Origin of the sequence: Streptomyces sp. NBC_01261 (genome assembly GCF_036226385.1) — a bacterium.
Taxonomy (GTDB): Bacteria; Actinomycetota; Actinomycetes; order Streptomycetales; family Streptomycetaceae; genus Streptomyces.
The window spans coordinates 9,050,127-9,066,649 of sequence record NZ_CP108463.1 but is presented as its reverse complement, the minus strand read 5'-3'; the positions used below and the strand labels follow the sequence as shown (position 1 = coordinate 9,066,649).

The window sequence follows — 16,523 nt, the reverse complement described above, 5'->3', positions numbered from 1 at the left end:
CCCGAATCGGTCCAGTCCCTCCGAATTGGCCTTGGCCCACGGGTCCACGCAGCGCCTAGCGTCGAGCCATGCGGATTCGAATCGTCGACGCCTTCACCGACCGCCCCTTCGCCGGCAACCCGGCCGGGGTGCTGCTCCTCGACGCCTTCCCGGCGGACGACCGGCTGCAGAAGATCGCGTCGGAGGTGAATCACGCGGAGACGGCGTTCGCGCAGCGCCTGCCCGAAGGCGGGGAGGCCGACTGGGCGTTGCGGTGGTTCACGCCGGCGACCGAGGTCGCGATGTGCGGGCACGCGACCCTCGCCACGGCCCACGTCCTGCACAGCACCGGCACCCACGAAGGGGCCGTGCGGTTCGCCACGCGGAGCGGGGTGCTCGTCGGCACGCCGGCCGAGGACGGGTCGATCACGCTCGACTTCCCGACCGCGCCGCTCACTCCCGAGACGGTTCCGGACGGTGTCGCCGAGGCCCTGGGGGCGGAGACTCTCCCCACCGCGTTCGACACCGGCCCGAACATCGGCGACCTCGTCGTCGAACTCGCCGACGAGAAGACCGTCGTAGGACTCACGCCGGATCTCAAGGCGCTCGCCACCGCCTCCGAGCGCGGCATCATCGCCACCGCGCGGGCCGAAGACCCCAGCCGGGGCTACGACTTCGTGTCCCGCTGTTTCTTCCCGAACATCGGGATCGACGAGGACCCGGTCACCGGCAGTGCGCACACGGCGCTGGCTCCCTACTGGTCCGAGCGTCTCGGGAGCACGGTCCTCACCGGGCTACAGGCCTCGGCCCGCTCCGGGCGCGTCCGAACCGAACTCCGGGGCGACCGCACCCTGTTGACCGGACGCGCGGTCACGGTCATCGACGGCGAGCTGCTCGCCTGAGCCGCAAGCCGCAAACCCCAAGTCTCAAGTCGCAAGCCTCAAGTCGCTTGCCCCGCAAGGGACTTACGCCGTCGGCAGCCAGCCCACCTTCCCCGCCAGCAGCGCGTAGCCGACGAACGCCCCGATGTCGAGCAGGGAATGCGCCACCACCAGGGGACCCACGCGACCCCAACGCCGGTACAGGTACACGAACACCACGCCCATCACCATGTTGCCGACGAAGCCGCCGATGCCCTGGTAGAGGTGGTAGCTACCGCGCAGTACGGAACTGGCCACCAGCGCGGTGCCCGGCGTCCAGCCCAACTGGCCGAGGCGGCGCAGGAGGTAGCCCACCACGATCACCTCTTCGAGGATCGCGTTCTGCATCGCGGAGAGGATCAGGACCGGGTACTTCCACCAGACGTCGGGCAGCGCCTCCGGCACCACCGTGAGGTTGAAGCCGAGGCCGCGGGCGGACAGGTAGAAAGCGATGCCGGTGCTGCCGATGACCGCCGCGATCGCAGCCCCACGGCCCAGGTCGGGCCAGGGGCGGGTGCGGTCGAAGCCGATCGTGCGCAGGCTCTCGCCCTCCCTCAGGAGGAAGTGCGCGACGAGGGCGACGGGGACGAGCGCCGACGCGATCCCGAACAACTGCCAGGCGAGATCAAGCCACGGACGGCCCGGTGCGGCCGAGGCGTTGAGCGTGGCCGCCTGGTCCTTGAGACCACCCGGTTTCGTGACCGATCCGACAAAACTGATCAGGGCTGACACACCGCTCGCACCGAGCGAAAGCCCCAGAACGAGCAGTGCCTCGGACCGGAGAATCCGCCGTGTGGGCCGCTCCAGCGGAAAAGATTCGGCCACCTGCCCTGCCTCCACCTGCACACCTGCCTTCAGTTCGGAAATCCCGCCTCATGCCCATCTTCGCCCCGCTAGGGTCTCGAAAGAACTTACGAAGATCGTGCGTGACAGGCCGTTGGGGGGACGGACGCGGTACGGGGCGTAGCTCCCCCATGTCTGCCATACGGCCGCATACCGGCACGTGGTTCAACAGGGAGGGGCATCACCGTCATGGGACGTCACAGCTTGCCCGATCAGTACGGCGCGGGCGGCAGCGACCCCCGTCCTCGCGCGCGTCGCCGTACGGTGGCCATCGCCACGGTGCTCGTGCTGACCGTCGCCGGCGGTACCGCCGTGGCGGTGCAGAGCGGGTTGCTCTCCTTCGGTTCCTCCTGCCGCAAGGACGCGGTACGGCTGAAACTCGCCGCCTCCCCCGACATGGCTCCCGCACTGCGCGCGGCGGCCGGACAGGCCCGCGACGAGGGCATCACGTCCGACGGGCAGTGTCTGAACATCTCGGTGACCGCCCAGGAGTCGTACAAGTTCGCGGACACGCTCAAGGCGGGCAAGCACCCGGACGTACAGGTGTGGGTGCCGGACTCGGAGCTGTGGGTGAACGAGGTCTCGTCGGCCGCCGACAGCGACGCGACGGAGGTCACTCCCACGGGCAACGTGGCCTCCACGCCGGTCGGGGTGGCGATGGTCCCGGCCGCCGCGAAGTCGCTCGGGTGGCCGCAGAAGACGTACAGCTGGCTGGACCTGGCCGGTGCCACCCTCCAGGACGACTCGCTCCGGCTGGGCGCGGCCGACCCGGCGCGCAGCGCCACGGGACTGTTGGCGCTCACGCAGCTGAGTACGGCCGCGGCGAAGGTCAAGGGCGGGGCCACGCAGGCGGCGGCGATGATGAAGACGCTGTCGCAGCGGACCTCGGACACCGACGGCCAGGTCCTGGACACCCTGCCGCGCAACGCGTCCGGCACCGAACAGGGCAATCCGAAGCGCAACCAGGCGCTGGTCCTCAGCGAGCAGTCGGCGTTCGCGTACAACGCGTCGGCGGACAGCGACGGGAGCCTGGATCTCTTCTACCCGAAGGACGGATCCCCGCGGCTCGACTACCCGTACAACCTGGTCGACCAGGAGCGGCTGACCACTGACGAGAGCCGGGCCGCGATCCGGTTCATGACCTATCTGAGCCAGCCGGCGCAGCAGAAGCTGATGGAGAAATACGGCTTCCGCACGGACGACGACGCCGCGCCGAAGGCTGTGATCGCCAAGGCCGGTGGCAGCGGTCCGCAGCCGTACGCCGTGGCGGCGCCCGAGCCCGCCTCCGACGCGGCGCTCCAGGAGGCCCTGGGTACCTGGACGATCACGGTGCAGAGCGCGCGGATCACCACGGTCGTCGACGCGTCGGCCTCGATGGCGGAGTCGGTGCCGGGGACCGGGCAGTCGCGCATGGACGTCACGAAGGCCTCGCTGTTGCAGGCGCTGGCCACGTTCACGCCCGAGGACGAGATCGGGCTGTGGGAGTTCTCGACGAAGCTCGACGGCGACAAGGACTACCGCGTCCTGGTGCCGACCGAGCGGCTCGGCGACCGCACGGGCGACGGCACCCAACGGGACGCTCTGTCAGCGGCGTTCGGCTCGCTGAAGCCGGTGCGGAACGGCGCGACCGGGCTCTACGACACCACGCTCGCCGCGTACCGGGCGGCCACGTCCTCCTACGCGAAGGGGAAGTTCAACGCGCTGGTCATCCTGACCGACGGGGTCAACCAGGACCCGGGCAGCATCTCCCGCTCCACGCTCATCAAGCAGTTGCGGCAACTCGCCAGCCCTGAGCGGCCGGTGCCGCTCATCATGATCGGCGTGGGCCCGGAGGCCGACAAGGAGGAGGCCCGCCAGATCGCCGAGGCGACCGGCGGCTCGGGCCACGAGGTGACCGATCCAGCCCAGATCCAGTCGGTGATCCTCCAGGCCATCGTGGCGGCGGGCGCGTCGGGCGCCTCGGCCAACGCGGGCTGAAACAGGGCCAGTTCACCCCACCCTCGTTCCTCACCCCCACCCTCACGCCTCACCCCAGCGGCACCGGCTCCGGCAACCCCACCGGCCACGTGTGGACCGGCTCCCCGAGATGCATCAACTCGCTGTAGCGGCGGGTGGTTGCCGCCAGCGCCGCTTCCCTCGTGAGCCCCTGCTCCAAGGCCCGGTGGAACGTGGCGGACTGCCAGGTCGCGCCGTTGGCTCGGCGGCGGCAGCGCTCGTCGATCACGCCCAAGTACAGGTCCCGGTCGGCCGGTTCGACCCCCCACGCGTCCAGTCCGGCCTCCGCGAGCGGCAGCAGTTCGTCGCGTACGAGGGCCACCGCGTCGATCTCGGTGACCCCGCCCAGGCGTCCGCGCCGGGGCCAGAGGAGGCGGGCGTCGATGCCGTGGCGGCACGCGGTGTCGAAGTTGGCGGCGGCGGCCTCGAAGGGCAGCCGGGTCCACACCGGCCGCGACTCCTCGGCGAGGGCGCGGACGACGCCGTAGTAGAACGCGGTGTTGGCGATGACGTCGGTGACGGTGGGGCCGGCCGGCAGGACTCGGTTCTCGACGCGCAGGTGCGGGACGCCGTCGGCGATGCCGTAGACCGGGCGGTTCCAGCGGTACACCGTGCCGTTGTGCAGGACGAGTTCGGCGAGGGTGGGGATGCCGCCCGCGTTGAGGACGTCGAGGGGTTCCTCGTCGTCGTGGATCGGGAGCAGCGGCGGGAAGAAGCGCAGGTTCTCCTCGAAGAGGTCGTACGCCGACGTGACCCAGCGCTCGCCGAACCAGGTGCGGGGGCGGACGCCCTGGGCCTGGAGTTCGGGCGGGCGGGTGTCGGTGGCCTGCTGGAACAGCGGGGGCCGGGACTCGTGCCACAGCTCGCGGCCGAACAGGAAGGGCGAGTTGGCGCCCACGGCGACCTGCACGGCGGCGACGGCCTGGGCCGCGTTCCACACGTCGGCGAAGCGGTCCGGGGTGACCTGGAGGTGCAGCTGTACGGAGGTGCAGGCGGCTTCGGGCGCGATGGAGCCCGAGGTGCAGGTGAGGTGTTCGACGCCCTTGATGTCGAGGACGAAATCCTCGCCGCGAGCCGCCACGATCTGGTCGTTGAGCAGGGTGTAGCGGTCGACGGCGGAGAGGTTCGAGGAGACCAGGTCGTCCCGGTCGAGCGTCGGCAGAATGCCGATCATCAGTATTCCGGCGTCGACCTCGCCCGCTTTCCGATGGGCATATGCCAGTGACGTACGGATCTCCTCGGCGAGCCGGTCGAATACCCGGCCCTCCAATCGGTGTGGGGCAATGTTGACTTCCAGATTGAACATGGCGAGTTCTGTTTGGAAATCTCGGCTCGCGATGCGTTCCAGCACCTCGCCATTCAGCATTCGCGGCATACCGTCGGAGCCGACGAGGTTCAGTTCGATCTCCAGCCCCATCAGGTTCCTGGGGCGGTCGAACCGCTTCTCGGCCAGCAGCCGCTCCAGCCCCGTCAGACAGCGCCGCAGCTTGGCGCGGTAGCGCTGACGGTCGGCGAGCTCGAACGATCCTCCCGAAACGACCTTCTCCCCCACGATGCGTCACCTCCTCGTCCCACTCGTCCCCGGGTCAGGAAGGATGATGCCCAGACCTGGCGATCGATAACGTCCCCGGACCGGCCCGGCGCCCGCTACTCTGGTCGAACGTGACCCGCGGCACATTCACGAGGCATGCGGCAGCGAGCAGTTCCCGGACAATGAGAACCTCGTGAAAAACGCCGACGAGAATTGGCCGACCCCATCGGTGACATATCCCGAGGTCATCGCCGTAGGGCCCGTTCGGAACCGGGATGATTCCCGTGAATCGCTGGCCTAATAGGTCCTTGTTGTTCATACGGGAAACGGTTAGACGAAACATCGTCTGAACCCGTGTCGTATAAACTCCGCGAACAAGGCAGAAGGTTGGCGCCCCGGTCCTGGAACCTGCCGTCTAGGTGACGTGCGGCAGGCCGCACCCATGTTCACAGAACCCGGCCCGGCCTCCCTGACCCCGTGAGCTGACAGCGCCGTCCGCCCCCGCCCCGCCCTCGCGCCACCAGTGCCTGTCGAATGAGAGGCGACCCACCATGCCGCTGCATGTCCCCCCGGCTCCCGCCCCCGCCCTGCGCTCCGTTCTCACGGCACTCGGTTCCCCCACCGCGGTCCGCGAGGCCAAGACCCCGTCCCTGCGCGCGGCACAGGGACCGACAACACCCGAACTCCCTTTGCCCCTGCATGTGTTGGACCGCGTGTCCGCGGACGGGGCGGCCGTCACCCGGCTGGCCGGATGGCGTTTCCTGATCCGCTGCGGGGACCGTGCGGTCGCCGCGGCCGAGACCATGCTGACCCCGGACGGCTGGGCGTTCTCGCACTTCTTCGAAGGTCCCTACATCGCCTCCACCGAGCGGGCGCTGCGCCAGGCCGAGAACATGAAGGGCGCCTACCAGCCGCGCCTCCTCTCCGTGCCCGGTCTCTACATGCTCACCCTCTGGCTGCACGGCGACCTCGGCGAGGACGGCGCCGGCGGCCGCCCCGCCGCGTCCGATCTGCTCGTCCCGCTGGCTCCGGCACCGCCCGGCATCGCGGCCCATCGTCCGCACCGGGTCGCCGAGTTGCTGCCGATGCTGACCCATCGGGTGTCTCCCGCGCCGCTGCTCGGTTCTCCCGCCTGACTTTCCCCCGCCGTCACCCCCGTACCCCGCCGCCGAATTCCCGGCGGCGGGGTACGATCGCGTTTCCGGCCCTTTCACGCTCGTAACGCTCGTCCGAGCACGAAAAAGCTCGTACGAGCCGGGAATTGGGATGAACCGTCCGCGCGGGTGATGCGTCATGAACCTGTGAGAAGCGGTGCTGCTAAATCCCTGCGGATCGACGTCCATAGGGCAACACTGGGTTCGGACCGACTCAACACCACGGGGGACGGACATGACCACAACAGAGCGAGAGATCCCACCAATGTGCAAGCACCAGCCGCCGTGTCCCACAGCCGAATCCGCCGACCGGGAATCTGCCCGCCTCATGGCGCACCACCCGGAACAGGGCTGGAGCCTGCTGTGCAACGGCGTTCTCCTGTTCGAGGACACCGGTGAGCTCCTGCCCGACGGGCAGATCATCGCCCCACACCGCCAAGTGGTGACAGCCGCTTGAGCATTTCCCGCTTGGGCATTTCAGGGACATGAGGGGCCGGCCGCACACATGAGGTGCGCACCGGCCCCGACGCATTTCCGGGGTCGGTCACCCCGTGTAATCGGCCGCTATCGGAGTGCCTCCTGGTAGTCGAACCAGTCGAAGGCCGCTTCCCCCTCGGTGACGTACATACCGATCACCCGCCCGGTGAATCCCCCTGCCACTTGCGTGGACAGATAACGTCCGTCCAACTCGGCCAGTTCTACGGCGCCTTCGGGACCCTCCACGGAGAAGGCGAGGGTGTCGGGGGCTCGTGTCTCGGCGTCCGTCGCGGCGATGTCGACGGTCAGGACGACCGGGCCCGGCTCCACCGCGTGCTCGGCGATCCGCTCCCGTACCGGGCCGATCCGCGCGACCACACTCACCGCTCCCCCCGCGACCTCGATGTCGTAGCGATGCGCCTCGTCCATGCGGACGGAGAGGCCGGCGCGGCCGGAGCCGGGGTCGATCCGCACGGACGCGCGGCAGTCGGGGTGCTGCTGCCTGCGGGCGAGGAACGCGGGGCCCGACTTCGCGTCGAGGGTCAGCCAGCCCGGGCGCTCGGTCAGTGACCAGCTGCCGTCCGGCCTGCTGCGCGGGGAGATCCAGGAGGGGTCGAGGGCCGGGGCGTCGAAGTCGTCGCGTACCGGCGGGAGTTCGACGGGGTGCCAGGCCCCCGGCGCCGGGTGCTGTTCCCGTACCGGGCCGACCCGGGGCCAGCCGTCGACCCACTCCACCGGGGTCAGGAAGGTCTCGCGGCCGAGCACGTGGAAGCCGGGGAACCAGCCCCGGGGCCGAGTGCCGAGCAAAACCATCCACCAGGTGCCGTCGGGGGCGGTCACCAGGTCCGCGTGGCCGGTGCTCTGGATGGGGAGGTCGGTGCTGCGGTGGGAGAGGATCGGGTTGGCGGGGGCCGGTTCGTAGGGGCCGCGCGGGGAGCGGGCGCGGGCGATGGAGACGCTGTGGCCGCCCGCGGTGCCGCCCTCGGCGATCATCAGGTACCACCAGTCGCCGACGCGGTAGAGGTGCGGGGCCTCCGGGTGCTGGAGTCCGGTGCCGGACCAGATCGGGAGCGGGCCCTCCAGGACCTTGCCGGTCGCCGGGTCGATGCGGGACACCGTCACCCCGGCGACGGCGCACCAGCAGGTGCCGTCCTCGTCCCAGGCCAGATCGGGGTCGATGCCGGGCACGTCGACGAGGACCGGGTCCGACCAGGGGCCCTCGGGGCGGTCGGCGGTGACGAGGAAGGTGCCCTTGCCGCGCACGTCGGTGGTGATCAGGTAGAAGCGGCCGTCGTGGTGGCGGAGGGTGGGGGCGTAGATGCCGGCCGAGGCGGGGGTGTCGTCCGGCAGGTCCAACTGCCCCGGCCGGTCGAGGACGTTGCCGAGCTGGCGCCAGTGCACCAGGTCCCGGCTGTGGAAGAGCGGGACCCCGGGGAAGTACTCGAAGCTGGAGCACGCGAGGTAGTAGTCCTCGCCGACCCGGCACACGCTGGGGTCGGGATGGAAGCCGCCGATGACCGGGTTGTCGTAGGTCCGCATGTGTCCCCGCCTCTTCGCACGGCCCGGTCTCGAAAGTTTCGGGCCGTATGTCGAATATTACGGAGCCGGACTGTAGGTGGAACCTTCGACGGGGGCAAGGGCGGGTGCCGGGGCGAGGTGGAGGGTGAGGACCATCGTGAGGCCGCCGCCGGGGGTGTCCTCGGCGCTCAGCGTGCCGCCGAGGGCCTCGGTGAAGCCGCGGGCGACGGCGAGGCCGAGGCCCACTCCGGCGCCGCGCGGGGCGTCGCCGTAGCGCTGGAAGGGTTCGAAGATGCGGTTCTTGGCCTCGTCGGGGACGCCGGGGCCGCGGTCGACGACCCGGATCTCGACGCGGTCGGCGATGGCACTCGCCTTGACCAGTACGGGAGTTCGCTCCGGGCTGTACTTCACCGCGTTCTCGACGATGTTGGCGACGGCGCGTTCCAGCAGACCCTGGTCGACGGGGACCATGGGCAGGCTCTCGGGGATGTCGAGTTCGACGCTGTCCTCGGGGACCCCGCCCAGCGCCATCGGGATCACCTCGTCGAGGTCCGCCTCACGGATGATCGGGGTGACCGTGCCGGTCTGGAGGCGGGACATGTCGAGGAGGTTCCCGACGAGGTTGTCGAGGCGGTCGGCGCCGTCCTCGATGCCCGCCAGCAGCTCCGCCTGGTCCTCGTCCGACCAGGCGACGTCCTCGGAGCGGAGCGAGGAGACGGCCGCCTTGATACCGGCGAGGGGCGTGCGCAGGTCGTGGCTCACTGCGGCCAGGAGTGCCGTGCGGATGCGGTTGCCCTCGGCCAACGCCCGTGCCTGGTCCGCCTCTTCGCGGAGGCGGCGGCGGTCCAGGACCACGGCGGCCTGTGCGGCGAAGGCGGCCAGGACGCGGCGGTCCTCGGCGGGCAGGACCCGGCCGGAGAGGGCGAGGGCCATGTGGTCGCCGACCGGTACGTCGACGTCCGCGTCCTCCGGGTTCCGGCAGGGGCGGGGGCCCACGCTGCCCGCGCAGGTCCAGGGCTCGACGTCGCTCGCGCGCTCCAGCAGGGCGGCGGACTCCATGCCGAAGGTCTCCCGGACGCGTTCCAGGAGCGCCTCCAGGCTGGTCTCGCCGCGCAGTACGTTGCCCGCGAGGAAGGAGAGGATCTCCGACTCGGCGCGCAGCCGGGCCGCTTGGTGGGTGCGGCGGGCCGCCAGGTCGACCACCGACGCGACCGACACCGCGACGGCCACGAAGATCGCGATGGCCACGATGTTCTTGGGGTCGGCGATGGTGAAGGTGTGCACAGGCGGGGTGAAGTACCAGTTCAGGAGCAGCGATCCGACCGCCGCCGAGGCCAGTGCGGGGAAGAGTCCGCCGAGCAGGGCCGCCGCCACGGTCAGGGTCAAATAGAGCAACATGTCGTTGGCCAGGCCGACTTCGGGAGCGACACCGCTCAACAGCCAGGTCAGCAGCAGCGGTCCGCCGATTCCGGCCAGCCAGCCCCAGACGATCCGGGCCCGCCCGAGCCGCGTGCCCCGGTTCACGGGCAGTCCGCGTCCCTTGCCCGCCTCGTCGTGGGTGATGAGGTGGACGTCGAGATCGGGGCCGGACTCGCGGGCGACCGTCGAGCCGACGCCGGGCCCGAAGACGTACTGCCAGCCCTTGCGGCGGGACACGCCGAGGACGATCTGGGTGGCGTTCACACCGCGCGCGAAGTCGAGCAGTGCCGCCGGTATGTCCTCGCCGACGACGTGGTGGAAGGTGCCGCCCAAGTCCTCGGCCAGGGTGCGCTGTTGGGCGAGTTCCTTCGGGGAGGCGGAGGTCAGGCCGTCGCTGCGGGAGATGTAGACCGCCAACACCTCACCGCCCGCGCCCTTTTCGGCGAGGCGCGCGGCCCGGCGGATCAGCGTGCGTCCCTCCGGACCGCCGGTCAGTCCTACGACGATCCGCTCGCGCGAACCCCAGATCGCCGAGACGCGGTGTTCGCTGCGGTACTCCTGGAGGTAGGCGTCGACCCGGTCGGCGAGCCAGAGCAGCGCCAACTCCCTGAGGGCGGTGAGGTTCCCGGGCCGGAAGTAGTTGGAGAGGGCCGCGTCGACCTTGTCCGGTTTGTAGATGTTGCCGTGGGCCATCCGGCGCCGTAGCGCGGGCGGTGACATGTCGACCAGCTCGATCTGGTCGGCGCGGCGCACGACCTCGTCCGGGACGGTCTCCTGCTGCCGTACGCCGGTGATGGACTCGACGATGTCGCCCAGGGATTCCAGGTGTTGGATGTTGACGGTCGAGATCACGTCGATGCCGGCCCCCAGCAGCTCCTCGATGTCCTGCCAGCGCTTGGCGTTGCGGGAGCCGGGGATGTTGGTGTGCGGCAGCTCGTCGACGAGGGCGACCTCGGGGTGCCGGGCGAGGACCGCGTCGACGTCCATCTCGGTGAACCGCGTGTCCCGGTAGGCGAGTTCGCGGCGCGGGATCTCCTCCAGGCCGTGCAGCATCACCTCGGTGCGCGGTCTGTTGTGGTGTTCCACGAAGGCGACCACGCAGTCGGTGCCCCGCTCGATTCGCCGGTGCGCCTCGGACAGCATCGCGTACGTCTTGCCGACGCCCGGTGCCGCGCCGAGGTAGATCCGGAGCTTGCCGCGTCCCATGTCATCCTTCGAAGCGGTAGCCCATGCCGGGCTCGGTGATCAGATAGCGCGGGCTGGAGGGGTCCCCCTCCAACTTGCGGCGCAACTGGGCCATGTAGACCCGGAGATAGTTGGTCTTGTTGCTCTGGGACACCCCCCACACCTCCTGCAACAGGTACGTCTGGGTGATCAGGCGGCCGGGGTTGGTGACCAGGATCTCCAGCAGATGCCACTCGGTGGGGGTGAGCCGGATGTCGTGCCCGCCGCGGGTGGCCTTCTTGGCGAGCAGGTCGATGGTGAAGTCGTCGGTGGTGACGAGGGTGGCCGTCGGGGTGAGCGGCACGTCCTCGACGCGGCGGACGGCGGCCCGTAGCCGGGCGAGGAGTTCGTCCATGCTGAACGGCTTGGTGATGTAGTCGTCGGCGCCCGCGTCGAGGGCGGCGACCTTCTCGTCCGAGGCCTGCCGGGCCGACAGCACCAGGATCGGGACCCGGGTCCAGCCGCGCAGCGCCTTGATGACGTCGACGCCGTCCATGTCGGGCAGTCCGAGGTCGAGCATCACGACGTCCGGCTGCCGCACCGCCGCGAGCCGGAGCGCGGTGGCTCCGTCGGGGGCCGCGTCGACACCGTACTGCCGGGCCTGCATGTTGATCACGAGGGCCCGTACGAGCTGCGGGTCGTCCTCCACCACCAGCACCCGTGTCATGGGGGTGTGCCTTTCGTGTGGTCCCTGGCATGGCGGCGGAAGTCGGCGGTGCCGGGATCTCTCCCGGGCCGCCGACTCCCCAGCCGGTCGTGTAACGCCATCAGCTCTTCGTCGCAAGGGACTTGAGCGCGATGTTGAGTTCCAGCACGTTCACCGTGGGCTCGCCGATGAAGCCGAGGGTGCGGCCGTCGGTGTGCTCGTCGACCAGCTTCTGCACCTGGACGACGGACAGGCCGTTCTTCTCGGCGATGCGGTGGACCTGGAGGTCCGCGTACGCCGGGGAGATGTCCGGGTCGAGGCCGGAGCCGGAGGACGTGACCGCGTCGGCGGGCACCTGGGACGCCCTGACCGTGTAGCCGGGCACCGAGTTGTCCTTGACGACGGCGGCCTTGGCGTCCTTCACCTGCTGGACGAGGACCTTGCTGTCGGCGGACAGGTTGGTGGCGCCCGAAAGGATCAGCTTGTACTGGGTGTTGACGCTGTTGGCGCCGAGCCCGTTCTGCGGGCGGCCCTGGAACCACTTCAGATCCGGGTCCGGGGTCTCCTGTCCCTTCTTCAGCGGCAGGTTGTACGACTGCCCGATGAGGGACGAGCCGACGACCTTGCCGTCCGCCTTGATCTCCGAGCCGTTCGCCTTGCCGGGGAAGATCCCCTGGGCGATGCCGGTGACGACCAGCGGGTAGATGACGCCGGTCACCAGGGTCAGCACGAGCAGGGCGCGCAGGCCCGCCCAGAGCAACCGGGCTGTGTTGGATACCGAGTTGTTCATAGCGGGTCAGCCGATTCCGGGGATGAGGGAGATGAGGAGGTCGATGATCTTGATGCCGATGAAGGGGGCGATCAGTCCGCCGATGCCGTAGATCCCGAGGTTGCGGCGGAGCATCTTGTCGGCGCTGACCGGCCGGTACCGCACGCCCCGCAGGGAGAGCGGGACCAGCGCGATGATGACCAGCGCGTTGAAGATGACCGCGGAGAGGATCGCGGAGTCGGGCGAGGCCAGGTGCATGATGTTGAGCTTGTCCAGGCCCGGGTAGACGGCCGCGAACAGCGCCGGGATGATCGCGAAGTACTTCGCGACGTCGTTGGCGATGGAGAACGTCGTCAACGCGCCCCGGGTGATGAGGAGTTGCTTGCCGATCTCGACGATCTCGATGAGCTTGGTCGGGTTCGAGTCGAGGTCGACCATGTTGCCGGCCTCCTTCGCGGCCGACGTGCCGGTGTTCATCGCGACGCCGACGTCCGCCTGGGCCAGCGCGGGCGCGTCGTTCGTGCCGTCACCGGTCATCGCGACCAGCTTGCCGCCGGCCTGCTCCCGCTTGATGAGGGCCATCTTGTCCTCGGGAGTGGCCTCCGCGAGGAAGTCGTCGACGCCCGCCTCCTCGGCGATCGCCTTGGCGGTCAGCGGGTTGTCGCCCGTGATCATGACGGTCTTGATGCCCATGCGGCGCAGTTCGTCGAACCGCTCGCGCATGCCCGCCTTGACGACGTCCTTGAGGTGGATGACGCCCAACACCCGTGCGCCTTCGGGGTCTTCGACCGCCACGAGCAGCGGGGTGCCGCCGGCCGCGGAGATCCGGTCGGTGAGCGCGCCGGCGTCCTCGGACACCTCGCCGCCCCGCTCGCGGACCCAGGTGACGACCGAACCGGCCGCGCCCTTGCGGATCTTGCGTCCGTCCACGTCAACGCCGGACATGCGGGTCTGGGCGGTGAAGGCGATCCACTCGGCGTGGGCCAACTCGCCCTGGTGGCGCTCGCGGAGGTCGTACCGCTCCTTCGCCAGGACGACGATGGAGCGGCCCTCGGGCGTCTCGTCGGCCAGCGAGGAGAGCTGGGCGGCGTCGGCGAGAGCGGCCGCGGTGGTGCCGGACACCGGCACGAACTCCGACGCCTGCCGGTTGCCGAGGGTGATGGTGCCGGTCTTGTCGAGGAGCAGGGTCGACACGTCACCGGCGGCCTCAACTGCCCTGCCGGACATGGCCAGTACGTTGCGCTGCACCAGGCGGTCCATGCCCGCGATGCCGATCGCGGAGAGCAGTGCGCCGATCGTGGTCGGGATCAGACAGACCAGCAGGGCCACCAGCACGATCATCGTGAGGTGGGTGCCGGCGTAGTCGGCGAACGGCGGCAGCGTGGCACAGGCGAGCAGGAAGACGATGGTGAGGGACGCCAACAGGATGTTCAGGGCGATCTCGTTGGGCGTCTTCTGCCGGGCGGCGCCTTCGACCAGGGCGATCATCCGGTCGATGAAGGTCTCGCCGGGCTTCGTCGTGATCTTGATGACGATGCGGTCGGAGAGAACCTTCGTACCGCCGGTGACGGCCGAGCGGTCGCCGCCGGACTCACGGATGACGGGCGCGGACTCGCCGGTGATGGCCGACTCGTCGACACTCGCGACGCCTTCCACGACGTCACCGTCGCCGGGGATGATGTCGCCCGCCTCGCACACGACCAGGTCGCCGATGCGGAGTTCGGTGCCGGGGACCTGTTCCTCGACCCTGCCGTTGAGGCGACGGGCCACCGTGTCGGTCTTGGCCTTGCGCAGGGTGTCGGCCTGCGCCTTGCCGCGGCCCTCGGCGACGGCCTCCGCCAGGTTGGCGAAGACGACGGTCAGCCACAGCCAGGCGCTGATCGCCCAGCCGAACCAGTCGCCCGGGTCCTTGAAGGAGAAGACCGTGGTCAGCACCGATCCGATCCACACCACGAACATCACGGGCGACTTGACCATCACCCGCGGGTCGAGCTTGCGGCAGGCGTCGGGCAGGGACTTGATCAGCTGCTTCGGGTCGAACAGGCCCGCGCCGACCCGTCCCTCGTCCTTGTGACCGGTCGGCACATCGCTGTGCGGCGCCCGGGTCGGAGTGGCAGTGGACATCGAGTCCTCTTGGGTTTCTTGGTGTTCTTGGTTTTCTTGGCTGTCTGTGCGGGTGGTCATGACGCCAGCCCCTCGGCCAGCGGGCCCAGCGCCAGCGCCGGGAAGTAGGTCAGACCGGTGATGATGAGGATCGCGCCCACCAACAGGCCGGTGAACAGCGGCTTCTCGGTGCGCAGGGTTCCCGCCGTGACCGGCACCGGCTTCTGCTCGGCGAGCGAGCCGGCCAGGGCCAGCACGAACACCATCGGCAGGAAGCGGCCGAGCAGCATCGCGAGTCCGGTCATGGTGTTGAACCAGTCGGTGTTCGCGTTCAGCCCGGCGAAGGCGGAGCCGTTGTTGTTGGCGGCGGAGGTGAAGGCGTACAGCACCTCGGAGAAGCCGTGCGCGCCGGAGTTGAGCATGGAGTGCGGCGGGGTCGGCAGCGCCATGGAGGCGGCCGCGAAGATCAGCACCAGGGCCGGGGTGATCAGGATGTAGCAGGCCGCGAGCTTCATCTCGCGGGTGCCGATCTTCTTGCCCAGGTACTCGGGTGTACGGCCGACCATGAGCCCGGCGATGAACACGGCGATGACCGCCATGATCAGCATTCCGTAGAGGCCGGAACCGGTACCACCGGGTGCGATCTCGCCCAACTGCATGCCCAGGATGGTGATTCCGCCGCCGAGACCGGTGAACGAGGAGTGGAAGGAGTCCACCGCGCCCGTCGAGGTCAGGGTGGTCGACACCGCGAAGATCGAGGAGGCGCCGACGCCGATGCGCGTCTCCTTGCCCTCCATCGCTCCGCCCGCGGCCTGCAACGCCGCGCCGTGGTGGGCGAATTCGGTCCACATCATCAGGGCGACGAAGCCGACCCAGATGGTGGCCATGGTGGCGAGGATCGCGTAGCCCTGCTTCACGCTCCCGACCATCACGCCGAAGGTGCGGGTCAGCGCGAACGGGACGACCAGCAGCAGGAAGATCTCGAAGAGGTTGGTGAAGGGCGTCGGGTTCTCGAACGGGTGGGCGGAGTTGGCGTTGAAGTAGCCGCCGCCGTTGGTCCCGAGCTCCTTGATGGCCTCCTGCGAGGCGACCGCGCCGCCGTTCCACTGCTGCTGCCCACCCATGAACTGGCCGACTTCATGGATGCCGGAGAAGTTCTGGATGGCACCGCACGCCACGAGCACGAGCGCGGCTACGACGGACAGCGGCACCAGGATGCGGATGGTGCCGCGCACCAAGTCGGCCCAGAAGTTGCCGAGTTCACCGGTACGGGAGCGCGCGAAGCCGCGTACGAGAGCCACCGCGACGGCGATGCCGACGGCCGCGGAGACGAAGTTCTGCACGGCCAGGCCGGCGGTCTGCACGACGTGACCCATGGTCTGCTCGCCGTAGTACGACTGCCAGTTGGTGTTCGTCACGAACGACACGGCCGTGTTGAACGACTGCGCCGGATTGACCGAGGAGAAGCCCAGCGAGCCGGGCAGGATGCCCTGCAGGCGCTGGAGCAGGTAGAGGAAGAGAACGCCGACCGCCGAGAACGCGAGCACGCTGCGCAGATACGCGGGCCAGCGCATCTCGGTGTTCGGGTCGGCACCGATGCCCTTGTAGATCCACTTCTCGACCCGCAGGTGCTTGTCGGAGGAGTAGACCCTGGCCATGTAGTTGCCGAGCGGGATGTAGGCGAGTGCCAGCGCGCCTATGAGGGCGAGCAGCTGGAGGACGCCTGCGAGTACGGGACCCATGTCGTGACTCAGAACCTCTCCGGGAAGATCAGGGCGAGGACGAGATAGCCCAGCAGGGCGACGGCCACGACGAGGCCGACGATGTTCTCGGCGGTCACAGCGACACCCCCTGGCGCCTCGGGGCGGCGAGATGGCCCGGCAGGGCGGCGGACACCACGAAGCCGACGCCGCCGATGAATACAGCCTCGGCGGTCACAGCTTCG

Annotated in this window: 13 protein-coding genes; 4 read left to right on the top strand and 9 right to left on the bottom strand. The window is 69.5% G+C overall.

Annotation, left to right across the window (positions count from 1 at the left end):
- The first annotated feature begins 68 nt into the window (after positions 1-68).
- Complete coding sequence (locus OG226_RS40415; RefSeq protein ID WP_329351718.1) at positions 69-881, top strand: PhzF family phenazine biosynthesis protein; 813 nt, start codon at positions 69-71, stop codon at positions 879-881.
- 63 nt (positions 882-944) lie between these two features.
- On the opposite strand, the gene OG226_RS40410 is transcribed toward OG226_RS40415, so the two are convergent.
- Positions 945-1,745, bottom strand: a complete 801-nt coding sequence (locus OG226_RS40410; RefSeq protein ID WP_033283384.1) for a CPBP family intramembrane glutamic endopeptidase — start codon at positions 1,743-1,745, stop codon at positions 945-947.
- A 186-nt stretch (positions 1,746-1,931) separates the two neighbouring features.
- Between OG226_RS40410 and OG226_RS40405 the strand changes: the two genes are divergently transcribed.
- The gene (locus OG226_RS40405; protein WP_328684661.1) at positions 1,932-3,719 is read left to right on the top strand and encodes a substrate-binding and VWA domain-containing protein; all 1,788 of its coding nucleotides are present in this window, start codon (positions 1,932-1,934) and stop codon (positions 3,717-3,719) included.
- A gap of 49 nt (positions 3,720-3,768) precedes the next feature.
- Here OG226_RS40405 and OG226_RS40400 read toward each other — a convergent pair whose 3' ends face one another.
- Positions 3,769-5,289 carry a glutamate-cysteine ligase family protein gene (locus OG226_RS40400; RefSeq protein WP_329351716.1) on the bottom strand — a complete coding sequence of 507 codons (1,521 nt, stop codon included), beginning with the start codon at positions 5,287-5,289 and terminating at the stop codon, positions 3,769-3,771.
- A gap of 530 nt (positions 5,290-5,819) precedes the next feature.
- Here OG226_RS40400 and OG226_RS40395 point away from each other — a divergent pair.
- A complete protein-coding gene (locus OG226_RS40395) occupies positions 5,820-6,404 on the top strand; it encodes a hypothetical protein (RefSeq protein ID WP_329351714.1) in 585 nt (194 codons plus the stop codon).
- Between the two features lie 283 nt (positions 6,405-6,687).
- On the top strand, positions 6,688-6,879 hold the full coding sequence (locus tag OG226_RS40390; protein ID WP_033283380.1) for a DUF5999 family protein: 192 nt from the start codon (positions 6,688-6,690) through the stop codon (positions 6,877-6,879).
- A gap of 107 nt (positions 6,880-6,986) precedes the next feature.
- On the opposite strand, the gene OG226_RS40385 is transcribed toward OG226_RS40390, so the two are convergent.
- The 7 genes from OG226_RS40385 to kdpF form a co-directional block, all read right to left on the bottom strand.
- Positions 6,987-8,438, bottom strand: coding sequence for a glycoside hydrolase family 43 protein (locus OG226_RS40385; protein ID WP_329351711.1), 1,452 nt, complete (start codon positions 8,436-8,438; stop codon positions 6,987-6,989).
- Between the two features lie 57 nt (positions 8,439-8,495).
- On the bottom strand, positions 8,496-11,042 hold the full coding sequence (locus OG226_RS40380) for a sensor histidine kinase KdpD (protein WP_329351710.1): 2,547 nt from the start codon (positions 11,040-11,042) through the stop codon (positions 8,496-8,498).
- Position 11,043: 1 nt separating this feature from the next.
- A complete protein-coding gene (locus OG226_RS40375) occupies positions 11,044-11,727 on the bottom strand; it encodes a response regulator transcription factor (RefSeq protein WP_329351709.1) in 684 nt (227 codons plus the stop codon).
- 100 nt (positions 11,728-11,827) lie between these two features.
- The gene (locus OG226_RS40370; RefSeq protein WP_328684655.1) at positions 11,828-12,496 is read right to left on the bottom strand and encodes a potassium-transporting ATPase subunit C; all 669 of its coding nucleotides are present in this window, start codon (positions 12,494-12,496) and stop codon (positions 11,828-11,830) included.
- A gap of 6 nt (positions 12,497-12,502) precedes the next feature.
- A complete protein-coding gene (gene kdpB / locus OG226_RS40365; protein ID WP_328684654.1) occupies positions 12,503-14,599 on the bottom strand; it encodes a potassium-transporting ATPase subunit KdpB in 2,097 nt (698 codons plus the stop codon).
- Positions 14,600-14,655: 56 nt separating this feature from the next.
- Positions 14,656-16,320: a potassium-transporting ATPase subunit KdpA gene (gene kdpA / locus OG226_RS40360; protein ID WP_328684653.1), complete on the bottom strand. Its 1,665-nt coding sequence runs from the start codon at positions 16,318-16,320 to the stop codon at positions 14,656-14,658.
- Between the two features lie 8 nt (positions 16,321-16,328).
- Positions 16,329-16,418 carry a K(+)-transporting ATPase subunit F gene (gene kdpF / locus OG226_RS40355; protein WP_016434100.1) on the bottom strand — a complete coding sequence of 30 codons (90 nt, stop codon included), beginning with the start codon at positions 16,416-16,418 and terminating at the stop codon, positions 16,329-16,331.
- Positions 16,419-16,523: the final 105 nt, after the last annotated feature.

What these genes read in the sequence shown, in the direction of transcription:
- OG226_RS40415 (WP_329351718.1), top strand. Translation starts at nt 69, where the DNA reads ATGCGGATTCGAATCGTCGACGCCTTCACCGACCGCCCCTTCGCCGGC.
- OG226_RS40405 (WP_328684661.1), top strand. Translation starts at nt 1,932, where the DNA reads ATGGGACGTCACAGCTTGCCCGATCAGTACGGCGCGGGCGGCAGCGAC.
- OG226_RS40395 (WP_329351714.1), top strand. Translation starts at nt 5,820, where the DNA reads ATGCCGCTGCATGTCCCCCCGGCTCCCGCCCCCGCCCTGCGCTCCGTT.
- OG226_RS40390 (WP_033283380.1), top strand. Translation starts at nt 6,688, where the DNA reads ATGTGCAAGCACCAGCCGCCGTGTCCCACAGCCGAATCCGCCGACCGG.
- OG226_RS40385 (WP_329351711.1), bottom strand. Translation starts at nt 8,438, where the DNA reads ATGCGGACCTACGACAACCCGGTCATCGGCGGCTTCCATCCCGACCCC.
- OG226_RS40380 (WP_329351710.1), bottom strand. Translation starts at nt 11,042, where the DNA reads ATGGGACGCGGCAAGCTCCGGATCTACCTCGGCGCGGCACCGGGCGTC.
- OG226_RS40375 (WP_329351709.1), bottom strand. Translation starts at nt 11,727, where the DNA reads ATGACACGGGTGCTGGTGGTGGAGGACGACCCGCAGCTCGTACGGGCC.
- OG226_RS40370 (WP_328684655.1), bottom strand. Translation starts at nt 12,496, where the DNA reads ATGAACAACTCGGTATCCAACACAGCCCGGTTGCTCTGGGCGGGCCTG.
- kdpB (WP_328684654.1), bottom strand. Translation starts at nt 14,599, where the DNA reads ATGTCCACTGCCACTCCGACCCGGGCGCCGCACAGCGATGTGCCGACC.
- kdpA (WP_328684653.1), bottom strand. Translation starts at nt 16,320, where the DNA reads ATGGGTCCCGTACTCGCAGGCGTCCTCCAGCTGCTCGCCCTCATAGGC.